Source organism: Plantactinospora sp. KLBMP9567, from assembly GCF_033446045.1.
GTDB lineage: Bacteria > Actinomycetota > Actinomycetes > Mycobacteriales > Micromonosporaceae > Plantactinospora.
Map to the genome: position 1 here is coordinate 294854 of NZ_JAWQRR010000009.1, position 12654 is coordinate 307507.

The following is a 12654-nucleotide window of genomic DNA, read 5'->3' on the forward strand; positions in this document are numbered from 1 at the left end:
CGGGATACCGGGGGCGAGCGACAGAGGAGCAAGAGCGGATGACCACCCCGGAGCAGGAGGAGGCGGCCCGGCGCCGCGACGAGGCCGATCCCGGTCACCGGCACCTGTTCCACGTGCCCCCGGCCGAGGGCGGCCGGTACGCCGAGGCCGCCTACCTGGTCGGCAACTCCCTCGGGCTGCAACCCCGGGCCGCCCGGGCCGATCTCGACGCCGAGTTGGAGACCTGGGCCCGGCTCGGGGTCTCCGGCCACTTCGCCGGAGACCGGCCCTGGGTGCCGTCCTACCGCTCGCTCACCGGGCCGAACGCCTCGCTGGTCGGCGCGCTGCCGGCCGAAACCGTGGTGATGAACTCGCTGACGGTCAACCTGCACCTGCTGATGGTGTCGTTCTACCGGCCGACGGCCGGCCGGGACCGGATCCTGATCGAGGATGCCGCCTTCCCGTCCGACAGCTACGCGGTGCGCAGCCAGGCCCGGCACCACGGGTTCGACCCGGACGAGACCGTCGTCCGGCTGCGCCCCCGCCCCGGCGAGGAGACCCTGCGTACCGAGGACGTGGTCGACTACCTCGACCGGGAGGGGCAGCGGGTGGCACTGGTCCTGCTCGGCGGGGTCAACTACCTCACCGGCGAGCTGATGGACATCCCGGAGATCACCCGGGCGGGCCACCGAGCGGGCGCCCTGGTCGGCTGGGACCTCGCGCACGCGGTCGGCAACGTGCCGCTGGCGCTGCACGACTGGGACGTGGACTTCGCCGCCTGGTGCACCTACAAATACCTGAACTCCGGTCCGGGGGCGTTGGCCGGGGCGTTCGTGCACGAGCGACACCTCGGCGACCCGGCCGTCGACCGGTTCGAGGGCTGGTGGGGCACTGACGAGGCGACCCGGTTCGAGATGGCCCCGGTCTCCCGGCCACCGGCCACCGTGGAGGCCTGGCTGATCTCCAATCCGCCGGTGCTGGCGATGGCGCCGATGCGCAGCGCTCTGGCCATCTTCGCGCAGGTCGGAATGCCCGCGCTGCGGGCCCGCAGCGAGCGGTTGACCGGTTACCTGGAAGGACTGCTCGACCAGCTCACCCCGAGCCGGCCGCTCACCCTGCTCACCCCGCGGGAGCCGGGCCGGCGCGGCTGCCAGCTCTCCGTCCGGATCGGCCGGGGCGGGGCCGCCGCGCTGACCAAGCGGTTGTCCCAGGAGTACGGGGTACTCGTCGACGACCGGGAGCCGGACGTGATCCGGCTGGCCCCGGTCCCGCTCTACTCGACGTACCACGACTGCTGGCGGGCGGCCGAGGCGCTGGCCCGGCTCGTCGACGAGACGTGATTCCGACCGTCCTCCGGCCCGCCCGACCGTCCTCCGGGCGACCGCGAGCGGGCCGGATCGGCACCCCGAGATCTGGTGGGCGTCGGTTTCCGATACCGTGAACGGCGACCGGGTCGGTCGGGTGGACAAGGTCGTCACCTGCGCCGACCGGGCACGATGATCCCGTTTTCGCCTGGGGGCGTTGAGGTTGTCTGTTTCCGACACGTTGCTGGTCTTCGTTGCCATCCCGGCTGCTGCGGTGCTCGTGATCACCGTGCTGGCCCGGGCCGGCAAGAGCGGCCGTAACGCCCGGCGGTACCGCCCGGGGCGGCCCTTCGAGTTCACGCCGGTCTGGTTCCTCTCCTCGCCCGAGCACCTGACCGAGTCCGCCCGGACGGCGCTGCCGGCCGGCGCGGAGGCCCGGGCGCTGACCAGCGGCGAGATCGAGACCATCAGCGCGCCGAAGCGCGCTGGCGTGACAGGGGGCGCAAGTGACCGCTGGTAAGAGCGTGGCGACGGCCGAACGGCCCGAGGCCGAGGTCGGGCCGAGCGCCACCCCCCGGCCGAACGTGCTCGACGGGCCGTTCACCACCCGCCAGCTTCTCCGGATCGACGAGGCACTGCGGATCGCCGACGAGTCCACCGGTCTGGTCTTCACCGTCTACGTCGGGCCGCTGACCGAACCGGTACGCGAGCACGCGCAGCGGCTGCACCTGGAGCTGGCCGACCCGGCCCGCGCCGTCCTGGTCGCGCTCTCGCCGAACCAGCGGGTGCTGGAGGTCGTCACCGGTGCCGAGGCGCGCAAGCGGATCCCGGACCGGGACGCCAAGCTGGCCGCGCTCTCCATGGTGGCCGCTTTCGGCGGCGGCGACCTCACCGGCGGCATCGTCAGCGGCCTGGACCAGCTCGCCACCCGGGCCGGCCGCTCCGCCTAACGTCGCATCGCCCGGCCGGTGCCCTGCCCCGAGTGGGCCTCCGGCGGCCGGTCAGGGCAGTGAGACTGGTGTCAGGGCAGCCAGGTACCGGGGGCGACCTGGACCAGGAAGGGCAGCTGCCAGCTCGTGATGCTGGAAGTCGGCCGGAGGGGTCACGTGGAGGCTCCCGTCGATGACCTCGTAGCGGTGCCCGTCCGCCGGCAGGGTGCGCAGATCGTCCTCGGTCCACCCCTGCTCGCGCGGATGCCACTCGTACCGTGGTTGGGCCATCGAATCCACCTCCATCGGGAAGCCTAACGGCCCGGGCCGGCCGGCGGTCGCCCCGCACCGCCGGCCGGTACCCGAATCGTTTCCGAGCGTGACGACGGCGCCGGGTGCCGGATCGGATCCGGCACCCGGCGGCGGTCAGTTCGACGGTCAGGTCAGGACGGTGACGCGGCGTCCTTGGCCCGGGCCTTCAGCGCCCGCACCACTCCGTCCCGGCCCTCGGCGACCAGCCGGCGCAGCGGCGCCGGATGCCCCGGCTCGGCCAGCCAGGCGTCGGTCAGCCGGATGGTCTCTTCGGTGATCTGGTACGCCGGGTAGGCCAGCATGACGAACTCCTGCGCCGGCTCGCTGTCCCGCTTCTTCCAGATCTGGCCGACGACCTGGAAGAACCGCTCGGCGTACGGGGCGGTCAGCTCGACCTGCGCCGGATGCTGGAAACCCTGGAGCAGCGCCCGGTGTCGCCAGTTCGGCAGCGCCTCGTCCCCGGTCAGGGTGCGCCACACCGTCGCCTTGTTCTCGGCGGTGGGCACCAGCGCGTGCGCGAGCGCGGCCTCCCGCTCGCCGCTCGACGTGCGGTCCGCGGCCAGCTCGGAGTCGATCTCGGCTCGCCCCGCCGCGCCACCCGCGACCAGGGCCCGCAGCACCGTCCAGCGCAGCTCGGTGTCGATGGTCAACCCGTCCGGCACCTCGGCACCGTCCAGCCAGCCCCGGAGCACGGCCAGCTCGGCGTCGCTGCGGGCCGCCGAGGCGTACGTCCGGGCCCAGGCCAGTTGCAGGCCGCTACCCGGCCCGGCCGCGCGCAACGCGGTCACCGCGGTACGGGCGAAATCCGCCCAACCGCTCGGCGCCCACTCCGGCGCGGCGTACGAGGTGAGCGTGGCGGCGACCTGCCGCAGCGTCGCGGTGACCAGGTTGATGTCGGTCTCGGCGGGCAGCCCGGCCAGCGCCAGCGCCACGTAGTCCCGCGCGGAGAGTTCGGCGTCCCGGACCATGTCCCAGGCGGCGGCCCAGCACAGGCCCCGGGCCAGCGACGACTCGAACGCGGCGATGTGCCGCACCACCGTCGCCATCGACGGCTCGTCCAGCCGCAGCTTGGCATAGGTCAGGTCGTCGTCGTTGAGCAGCAGCACGTCCGGCGCCGCCACGCCGGTGAGCTGGGACAGCTCGGTACGCTCGCCGGCCACGTCGACCTCGATCCGGTCCCGCCGGACCAACCGGTCGCCCCGCAGGTCGTAGAGGCCCACCCCGATCCGGTGCGTACGCAGCGTCGGGTGTTCGCTCGGCGCCTCCTGCCGGATCACCACCGACTCGTACGTCCCGTCCGGGCCGATCGACACCTCCGGGCGGAGCGTGTTGACCTGGGAGGTCTCCAGCCACTCGGCGGCGAACTTGCGCAGTTCCCGGCCGGAGGCCGCCTCCAACTCGCTGAGCAGGTCGTCGAAGGTGGCGTTGCTCCAGGCGTACTTGCCGAAGTAGCTGCGCAGGCCCTCCAGGAACGGCGCCTCCCCGACGTACGCCACGAGCTGCTTGAGCACGCTGGCGCCCTTGGCGTACGTGATGCCGTCGAAGTTGACCTCGACGGCCTCCAGGTCCGGCATCTCGCAGTAGACCGGGTGGGTGGAGGAGAGCTGGTCCTGCCGGTAGCCCCAGTTCTTGCGGATGGAGAGGAAGGTCGTCCAGGCGTCGGCGAACCGGGTGGCGTTGGTGTTGGCCCAGTGGCTGGCCCACTCGGCGAACGACTCGTTCAGCCACAGGTCGTTCCACCAGCGCATGGTGACCAGGTCGCCGAACCACATGTGGGCCAGCTCGTGCAGGATCGTGTTGGCCCGCTGCTCGTACTCGAAGTCGGTCTCCTGGGACCGGAACAGGTAGTGCGCCTCGGCGTGCGTGACGCAGCCGAAGTTCTCCATCGCGCCGGCGTTGAAGTCCGGCACCCACACCTGGTCGTATTTCGGCAGCGGGTAGCGGACGCCGAACTGCTGGTGGAAGAAGTCGAAGCCCTGGGTGGTGATCAGGTTCAGGTCGGCCGAGTCGAGGTACGGCGCCATGCTGGTCCGGCAGAAGTAGCCGAGGTCGACACCGTCGTGGGTGTACCGCACCTCGTGGTAGGGGCCGGCGCAGAGCGCGGTGATGTAGGTGCTCATCCGGACCGACTCGGCGAAGTGGACCGTCTTGGTCTCGGCGCCGGCCGGCTCCTCGACCCGCAGCGGCATGTTGGAGATGACCCGCCAGTGTGCCGGCACGGTGGCGTGCCAGGTGAAGACGCTCTTCAGGTCCGGCTGGTCGAAACAGGCGAAGACCCGCTGCGCGTCGGCGGTCTCGAACTGGCTGTAGAGATAGGTCTCGCCGTCCACCGGGTCGACGCTGCGGTGCAGCCCCTGACCGCTGGAGGAGTAGAGGAAGTCGGCATCGACGACCAGGGTGTTCTCGGCGGCCAGACCGGTCAGGGTGAGACCGTCCTCGGCCGACCAGCCGGAGAGGTCGACCGGGGCGCCGTTCAGCGTCGCGGCGCGTACCGAATCGGCGGCCACTTCGATGAAGGTGGCGGCGCCCGGCTCGGCGCACCGGAACCGGACCTCGGTCGTCGAGCGGAAGGTGCGGCCGTCCGCGCCCTGCCCGGCGGACGACAGGTCCAGGCGGATGTCATAGCCGGTGACGTCGAGCAGACGACCCCGCTCCGTCGCCTCGACCTGGGTCAGGTTACGCACTCCTGGCACGTGAATCTCCATCCGGTCTTCCCGCTGGCTGTCCCCGTTGACAGCGTCGAGCCATCCCCACGGCTCGACGTCGAGTGTTTCATGCCGGCGGGGATGCCACTGGTGCTCCAGGTCACGGTCTCATCCCGCTGTCGGTGGCGGGTCCCAAGGGGTGAAGATCTGTAACGGTGTCGCCGATTCCGGCCTCCCCTACGACGAAGGGAGTCGCGCCGTGTCCGAGCGCGCGTCCGTTGACATGTTCTTCGACCCGATCTGCCCGTGGGCCTGGATCACCTCCCGGTGGCTGCTGGAGGTGGAGAAGGTCCGTCCGGTCGACATCCGGTTCCGGGTGATGAGCCTCTCGGTGCTCAACGAGGGCCGGGAGGACCTTCCCGAGCAGTACCGGGAGGGGCTGAAGACCGCCTGGGGCCCGGTGCGGATCTGCATCGCGGTCGAGCAGCGGCACGGTTCCGAGGCGGTCGCCAAGCTCTACACCGCGCTCGGCAACCGGATCCACCTCGCCAAGGAGGACCGCGGGCCGGAGCTGTACCGGGCGGCGCTGGCCGACGTCGGGCTGGACCCGGCGCTCGCCGAGGCCGCCGACTCGACCGAGTACGACGAGGCGCTGCGGGCCAGCCACAACGCCGGGATGAAGCCGGTCGGTCAGGACGTCGGCACGCCGGTGATCCACGCTCCCGGCCCGGTGCCGGGGGAGACCGTCGCGTTCTTCGGCCCGGTGATCACCCCGGCCCCGAAGGGCGAGGCGGCCGGCCGGCTCTGGGACGGCGTACTCCTGGTCGCCGGCACCCCCGGCTTCTACGAGCTGAAGCGGACCCGTACCGAGGCACCGAGCTTCGACTGAGCGCACCCCCGGCGGGCCCGCCCGGGCCCCCCCCCGCCCGGGCCCCCCCCCGGGGGGAACCGGCGGGGGGTCCGTCCGCCGGGTCCGGTACCGCCGGTAGCGTTCCCGCACATGACGGTCGTGCATCCGATCACCCGCGCCTGGGTCACCACTGGCGGCACCGGCGCCCAGAACTACGACGAGTTCGCCGACGACGCCGAGATCACGGCGATCATCCGGGACAACCCAGCCAGCGCACTCGCGATCGAGATGCCGCACCGGGCGCCGGAGAGCCTCGGGCGGTCGTTCACCGACGCGCTGCCCGACGCGGTGACCCGGTTGGCCCAGGCCCGGGCCGACGGCAGCTACACCCCGGCCGAGCAGGTCGTGGTGCTCTACCGGATCACCGCGCCCGGCGAGGAGCCCGGTTACGGAATGTTCGCCATGGTCGACACCGACCAGATCTCCACCAGCGCGGACGAGCCCGGGCTGGTGATCCGCAACGAGGACGTCTTCATCGCCAAGGTGCGGGAGCGGGTGGCGTTGGCCGAGGCGACCGGCCATCTCCTCTCGCCGGTACTGCTGCTCCAGACCGGCCACCGGGCGGGCGGCGGCGAGGCCGGCGGCGACGACGGTCCGGGGCGGAACGCAGGCGAGGCGCTGCACCGGGCACTGGCCGAGGCCACCGACGCGGCCGGTGCGCCGGCCGCGACCGACACCGACCAGGCGGGGCGTACCCACGCCATCTGGCTGCTCGGGCCGGGGCCCGGCCAGGACGAGTTGCTGGCGCTGGCCGGCGGCGGTGAGCTGGTCGTCGCGGACGGCAACCACCGCAGCCTGGCCGCGCAGATCGGCGAGCTGGCCCGGTTCCTCGCGGTGATCACCACACCCGCCTCGGTGGCGATCCAGCCGTACAACCGGCTGGTCAGCGAGCTGACCAGCACCCCGGACGAGCTGCTCGACCGGCTGCGCGCGGCCGGCGCCCGGGTCGAGCCGGTGCCCGGTCCGGCGGCGGTGCCGGACTCCGGCGGCACGATCCAGCTCTACGCGGCCGGCACGACCTACGCGGTCACGCTCCCTGCCGGTTCCGGCGGCGGAGTGGAGAATCTGGACCATGCGCTCGTCGAGCGGGTGCTGCTGCGGGAGGCGCTCGGGCTCGACCCCGGCGACAAGCGGATCACGTACGTCGGTGGGGACTATCCGGCGCGCTGGCTGGTCGGCGAGGTCGACGCGGGCCGGGCGGAGCTGGCGGTCCTGATCGCCCCGGTGACCGTGCCTGACTTCGTCGCGGTCAACCTGGCCCGGCAGAAGATGCCCCGGAAGAGCACCTGGTTCACCCCGAAGGCCCGGGCCGGCCTGGTCCTGGCCGAGCTGGGCCGGGAGGCGGCGGAGGCGCCAGTCGGCTGATGGCGGACGGGCTGACGGCGTAGGGCTCCGCGCCGTGCGGCCGGGCGCCTGGAAGCTGTTCCGGGCGCCCGGGTGGCCTTCTCCGGCCGGATCACGCTGTGATCTGTCCGGCTGTCGCCGTGCCTGCCGGCGGGTGGCCGTGGCGGGCTGACAGACTGCGCGGTATGCGCGTCTACTTGGGATCCGACCATGCCGGCTACGAACTGAAGGTGCACCTGGCCAACCACCTGGCCAAGCAGGGCTACGAACTGGTGGACGTCGGGCCGTTCCTCTTCGACCCGGACGACGACTACCCGGTGTTCTGCCTGCACAGTGGCGCCCGGGTGGTGGCCGATCCGGGCAGCCTGGGCGTGGTGATCGGCGGTTCGGGCAACGGCGAGCAGATCGCCGCCAACAAGGTGGCCGGGGTACGCGCGGCTCTCGCCTGGAACGTCGAGACCGCCCAACTCTCCCGGGAGCACAACGACGCGAACGTGGTCGCGATCGGTGCTCGCCAGCACACCCTGGACGAGGCGACGGCGATCGTGGAAGCGTTTCTCACCACGCCGTTCTCCGGCAACGAGCGGCACGCGCGACGGATCGGACAGGTCGCCGAGTACGAGCGCTCCGGCGCGCTGCCGGCGCTGCCGGCGTCGTAGCGGGTCCGAGCCGCCCGCCCCGCTGGCCAGTGGCGGGCGCTCAGCGGCCGCCGCGCGGCAGCTCGTCCCGGGGCACCCAGTTGCGCCGGACCAGCACCAGCCGTTCGGCCGCCTCGGCGAGGTCGGCCTCGGTCGGTCGGGCCGCGTCCCGGGCCCGCATCGCCGCCCCGACACTCACCTGGGAGGCGCCCGAGCCGATCAGCCCGCGCAGGCCGCGTTCCGCGTCCCGGTCGTCCCCGGCTCCCGGTCCGGTGCCCGGGTCACCGCCGCGACGGCCCTCCCCGGGCTGGCCGCCGGCACCACTCGACGGGTCGTGCCGCAGCCTCCGCCGCCGCCGCTCCGGATCGGTCATGCCCCCTCCTCGCTCTGCTCGGTCATGCCCCCTCCTCGCGTCGCTTGTCGGCGCCGTCAGCGGCAGGTTCGAGCCGGCCGGGACCCTGGCGCGGATCGGTCACGTGCCGACCCTACCGGCCGGCGCCATCCCGGTACCGGGATCGAAAGCTCGCCGGCGGGTGGCACGGGGTGCCGGCCGAAGGCCGCGGCACCGGTCGATGCTGGCTCGGCGCGGTGTGTAGCGGCTGGCTACCCTCGGAACTGGGACGGGTTCCGGGCCCGAGCCGATGGGGAGGACAGGACAGATGGCAGAGCAGACGCAGCCGTGGGCCGAGCGGACCGTCGAGATGCCGCCCGGTGCGGAGGGACCGGGGATGGCGCCGGGTCCCGAGGGCTTCCGGCGGGGTGTGGCGCAGGTCGGGGTGCCTCGGCCGCGTACCGAGCCCGAGGCGCCGCACGAGCCGACCGGTACCGGGTGGCCGGTGGCGGAGCAGCAGCGGCAGCAGCTCCCGCCGGGTTACCACTGGCGGCAACTCCGCATCGGGCGGCACTGGAGCATGCTGGGCGGTCTCTTCGCCTTCGTCTGCTGGGGGATCTGGGCGATCTCGGCCCGGGGCGACCTGACCAGTCCGGTGGTGACCTTCGTGCTCACCCTCTTCGTCGCGGTCGGCCTCTTCGCGCTGGCCCGGCTGGTCGGCCGGGTGGTCTGGGAGCGCCAGCTCGGCCGGGTACGCCGCAGTGCCCGGGGTGCTCACCTGGTCACCGGGCTCTTCCTGGCCGGGGTCGGGGTGGCGTACCTGCGCCAGACCGAGTGGGTCGTCGACCTGTGGAACTGGGTGGCGGGGCTCTGAGCGGGGCCGTGCCGGTGTCCGGCCGGGACCGTCGGGCGGGATCAACGGTCGATTCGGACAGGTGTCGATCGAAACGACAAATCACAATTTGGTCACTCGATAGTTACTGAGCGCGTGGCGGTCGATTACTCGGCGCTACTATTCGGTCTCCGTCCTCCACCGGAGGTTGCCACGGTGACCCTGCTCAGCGTGATAGTCCCGGTCTACCAGGTGCGGGAGTACCTGGCCGACTGCCTGGACTCCATACTCGACACGTCCTTTCGCGACCTTGAGCTGGTGGCGGTGGACGACGGTTCCAGCGACGGCAGCGCGGCGATCCTGGCCCGGCACGCCGAACGCGACTCCCGGCTGGTGGTGGTCACCCTCGACCGCAACCAGGGGCTCGGGGCGGCCCGCAACGCCGGCCTGTCCCGGGCCACCGGCGAGTACGTGTGGTTCGTCGACGGCGACGACTGGCTGCCCGAGGGAAGCCTCACCGCCGTCGCCGGGCGGCTGGCCCGGACCCGGCCGGACCTGCTGGTCACCGCGTACACCCGGTACTACCCCAACGGCGGGACCCGGCACCTGTCGCTCTCCCCGGTCGGCGCCGGGAGTCCGGTGCCGGAGACGTTCACGCTGGGGGAGCGACCGGCCCTGCTGTCGGTGCTGCACATCACCTGCAACAAGGTGATCCGGCGCCGGTTCCTCCTCGATCTGGGCCTGACCTTCGGCCCCGGCTGGTACGAGGACGTCTCGTTCAGCTTCCCGCTGATGCTCGCCGCGCGGCGGATCACCCTGCTGGACCGGTGCTGTTACGCGTACCGGCAGCGCCCGGAGGGGGCGATCACCGCAACGGTCAGTGAGCGGCACTTCGAGGTCTTCGCGCACTGGGACCGGGTCCTGGCCGGCCTGGACGCCGACCCGGCAGTGCCGGCCGAACTGCGGCACCTGATCTTCCAGCGGATGATCTGGCACCTGTTGCAGGTGCTCGGCCATCCCCGGCGGGTGCCGCCGAGCCGCCGTCGCGAGTTCTTCGCCGAGATCGTCACCCGGTACCGGGCCCACCTGCCACCGGCCGGCTACCAGCCGCCGGGCGGCGCCGCCGGGCTCAAGCACCGGCTGGTCGGTCGCGGCGCGTACGGGCTCTTCACCGCGCTCCAGGCGGCACGGCGGGCGCACGCCGGCGTGGTGACCCGGGCCCGGCACCCGCTCTCCGCCGCGCGGCAGGCGGCCGGCACCACCGGATCGGCCGCGCCGGCCGTACCGGGCAGCCGCGCCGAGGCGGTACCCGGTGAGGTGACCGACCGGGTGGGCTGAGCACGCTCCCGGTAGCGGCGTCGAACTCGGCGCGCCGGTCAGGGCTGCCGCAGGGGGTCTCGATCAACGGGCAGCGGCTGATCGCACCCCCGGAGGTGATCGTGGGCCGCCGGGTCAGCCGTGTTCGCCGAGCGGGCCGACCTGCCAGCCCCGGCGGAGGCACTCCTCCAGCAGGTACGGCAGCGCGGCGAGGCTGGCCCGCCACGCACCCGGTGCGGAGGTGCAGTCGGAGTCGTGCAGCAGCACCGTTCCGCCGCCGGCCAGCCCGCCGCGCAGCGTGTCGAGTACCGAGGAGCGGGTCGCCGACCGGGTCCAGTCCCGTCCCCAGCAGGTCCAGAGCACCGGGGTCAGCTCCAGCCGGCGCGCGGCCATCAGGGCGGCGGCGCTGAACACCCCGTACGGCGGGCGGAAGAACCGGGGTACCCGGCCGGTCACCGCACCGATCAGCTCGCGGGTCCGGGCGAGGTCGCGGTAGGTCGCGTGCGGGCCGCGGAGCAGCAGGTTCTGGTGCGCCCAGCCGTGCACCGCCACCTCGTGCCCGGCGGCGGCGAGGTCCAGGCCGAGCTCCGGTGCCCGGGCCAGCATCGACCCGAGCAGGAAGAACGTCGCGCGGGTCCGGTGCGCGGCCAGGGTCTCGACGAAGAGCGGGGTGGAGGCCGGGTCGGGGCCGTCGTCGAAGGTGAGCGCGACGTGCCCCGGGGAGCCGCGTCCGCTCAGCCGGGGGAAGAACCGCAGCCGTACCCCGGGCAGCACCGTCAGGGCCGGCACCACCTGGGCGGCCAGCGCGGCACCGACGGTCGTCGCCGGTACCGCGCGTCCGCGCACTCGTTCCTCCACCCGCCGCACCATCGCGGACGCGGTTACCCGCGCGGCCGGTCTTCATCCTCACCCGGACGGGTGGCTTGCCCCGGTTGCTCCGGTCTTCCGCGTCTCCCACACTCCGTGCCGTCCTGCCCGATCGGTGGAGTTTGTCGGAGCTTCGGTCGGGTAGCCGGCGCCCGGCGGTCCGGGAGGTTCGGGACGGGGGAGCGGGATGCGCGGGCGACCTGCGGCGCGGGTAGCGGTGATCACCGGAGCGAGTGCCGGGGTGGGCCGGGCAACGGCCAGGCTGCTGGCCAGCCGGGGGATGCGGCTGGCGCTGCTGGCCCGGGGTGGGAGCGGTCTGCGGGGCGCGGCCGAGGACGTCCGTGCGGCCGGGGGTGTGGCGCTGCCGATCGAGACCGACGTGGCCGACCACCGCCAGGTCGAGGCGGCCGCGGACCGGGCGACCAGCGAACTCGGGTCGATCGACCTGTGGGTCAACAACGCGATGGCCTCGGTGTTCGCGCCGTTCACGGAGATCGGGCCGGAGGAGTTCCGGCGGGTGACCGAGGTCTGCTACCTCGGGTACGTCCACGGCACCCGGGCCGCGCTCGACCGGATGCGCCCGCGCGGGACCGGCACGATCGTGCAGGTCGGTTCGGCACTGGCCTACCGGTCGATTCCGCTGCAGTCCGCGTACTGCGGCGCGAAGCACGCCATCGTCGGGTTCACCGAGTCGCTGCGCTGTGAACTGCTGCACGACCGGAGCCCGGTCCGGCTCACCATGGTGCACCTGCCGGCGCTGAACACCCCGCAGTTCGACTGGGTGCTGTCCCGGCTGTGCAACCGGGCCCGACCGGTGCCACCGATCTACCAGCCCGAAGTGGCGGCCCGGGCCATCGTGTACGCGGCCGACCGGCCGGGCCGGCGGGAGTACTGGGTCGGCGCCTCGACGGTCGGCACCATCCTGGGCAACCGGTGCCTGCCCGGGCTGCTCGACCGGTACCTGGCCCGGACCGGGTACTCCGGCCAGCAGACGGAGCAGCCGGCCGACCGGAACCGACCGGCCAACCTCTGGCACCCGGTCGACGACGGCACCGGGGCGGATCCGGGCGCGCACGGCGCGTTCGACACGCCGTACCGGACACGGAGTCCGCAACTCTGGCTGTCCCAGCACCGGGGCGCGGTGACGGCGGGTCTCCTCTCGGCCGGTACGGTGGCCGGTGTGCTGTTCGGCACAGCGCCCTGGCGCAGGCGGTGACCGGAGAATCACCGACCGACCATCCTGGAC

General features: G+C 73.0%; 13 protein-coding genes. 9 read left to right on the top strand and 4 right to left on the bottom strand.

Annotated elements, in window-relative coordinates; genetic code table 11:
- Positions 1-38 precede the first annotated feature (38 nt).
- The 3 genes from kynU to R6Y94_RS07205 all read left to right on the top strand — a co-directional run bounded on the left by kynU (position 39) and on the right by R6Y94_RS07205 (position 2233).
- Positions 39-1319, top strand: a complete 1281-nt coding sequence (gene kynU / locus R6Y94_RS07195; RefSeq protein ID WP_318394976.1) for a kynureninase — start codon at positions 39-41, stop codon at positions 1317-1319.
- Positions 1320-1524: 205 nt separating this feature from the next.
- Entirely contained in the window at positions 1525-1803 is a 279-nt protein-coding gene (locus R6Y94_RS07200) for a hypothetical protein (protein WP_318395077.1), read from the top strand.
- A gap of 4 nt (positions 1804-1807) precedes the next feature.
- Positions 1808-2233, top strand: coding sequence for a DUF5130 family protein (locus tag R6Y94_RS07205; protein ID WP_412102706.1), 426 nt, complete (start codon positions 1808-1810; stop codon positions 2231-2233).
- Positions 2234-2284: 51 nt separating this feature from the next.
- On the opposite strand, the gene R6Y94_RS07210 is transcribed toward R6Y94_RS07205, so the two are convergent.
- Positions 2285-2503: a hypothetical protein gene (locus R6Y94_RS07210; RefSeq protein WP_318394977.1), complete on the bottom strand. Its 219-nt coding sequence runs from the start codon at positions 2501-2503 to the stop codon at positions 2285-2287.
- A 152-nt stretch (positions 2504-2655) separates the two neighbouring features.
- Positions 2656-5208 (bottom strand): aminopeptidase N, encoded by a 2553-nt coding sequence (gene pepN / locus R6Y94_RS07215; protein ID WP_318395079.1) that lies wholly within the window; start codon positions 5206-5208, stop codon positions 2656-2658.
- A 220-nt stretch (positions 5209-5428) separates the two neighbouring features.
- Between pepN and R6Y94_RS07220 the strand changes: the two genes are divergently transcribed.
- The 3 genes from R6Y94_RS07220 (at position 5429) to R6Y94_RS07230 (ending at position 8082) form a co-directional block, all read left to right on the top strand.
- Positions 5429-6058, top strand: coding sequence for a DsbA family protein (locus R6Y94_RS07220; protein WP_318394978.1), 630 nt, complete (start codon positions 5429-5431; stop codon positions 6056-6058).
- A gap of 111 nt (positions 6059-6169) precedes the next feature.
- Positions 6170-7444, top strand: a complete 1275-nt coding sequence (locus R6Y94_RS07225; RefSeq protein ID WP_318394979.1) for a DUF1015 family protein — start codon at positions 6170-6172, stop codon at positions 7442-7444.
- A 164-nt stretch (positions 7445-7608) separates the two neighbouring features.
- Positions 7609-8082: a ribose-5-phosphate isomerase gene (locus R6Y94_RS07230; RefSeq protein ID WP_318394980.1), complete on the top strand. Its 474-nt coding sequence runs from the start codon at positions 7609-7611 to the stop codon at positions 8080-8082.
- A gap of 40 nt (positions 8083-8122) precedes the next feature.
- Here R6Y94_RS07230 and R6Y94_RS07235 read toward each other — a convergent pair whose 3' ends face one another.
- Entirely contained in the window at positions 8123-8434 is a 312-nt protein-coding gene (locus tag R6Y94_RS07235; protein WP_318394981.1) for a hypothetical protein, read from the bottom strand.
- Between the two features lie 286 nt (positions 8435-8720).
- Between R6Y94_RS07235 and R6Y94_RS07240 the strand changes: the two genes are divergently transcribed.
- Together R6Y94_RS07240 and R6Y94_RS07245 are read left to right on the top strand one after the other, a co-directional pair.
- Complete coding sequence (locus tag R6Y94_RS07240) at positions 8721-9266, top strand: hypothetical protein (RefSeq protein WP_318394982.1); 546 nt, start codon at positions 8721-8723, stop codon at positions 9264-9266.
- Positions 9267-9440: 174 nt separating this feature from the next.
- On the top strand, positions 9441-10562 hold the full coding sequence (locus R6Y94_RS07245; RefSeq protein WP_318394983.1) for a glycosyltransferase family 2 protein: 1122 nt from the start codon (positions 9441-9443) through the stop codon (positions 10560-10562).
- 114 nt (positions 10563-10676) lie between these two features.
- Here the strand turns inward: R6Y94_RS07245 and R6Y94_RS07250 are convergent, their stop codons facing one another.
- Complete coding sequence (locus R6Y94_RS07250; RefSeq protein ID WP_318394984.1) at positions 10677-11387, bottom strand: polysaccharide deacetylase family protein; 711 nt, start codon at positions 11385-11387, stop codon at positions 10677-10679.
- A gap of 208 nt (positions 11388-11595) precedes the next feature.
- Between R6Y94_RS07250 and R6Y94_RS07255 the strand changes: the two genes are divergently transcribed.
- The gene (locus R6Y94_RS07255) at positions 11596-12624 is read left to right on the top strand and encodes an SDR family oxidoreductase (RefSeq protein WP_318394985.1); all 1029 of its coding nucleotides are present in this window, start codon (positions 11596-11598) and stop codon (positions 12622-12624) included.
- Positions 12625-12654: the final 30 nt, after the last annotated feature.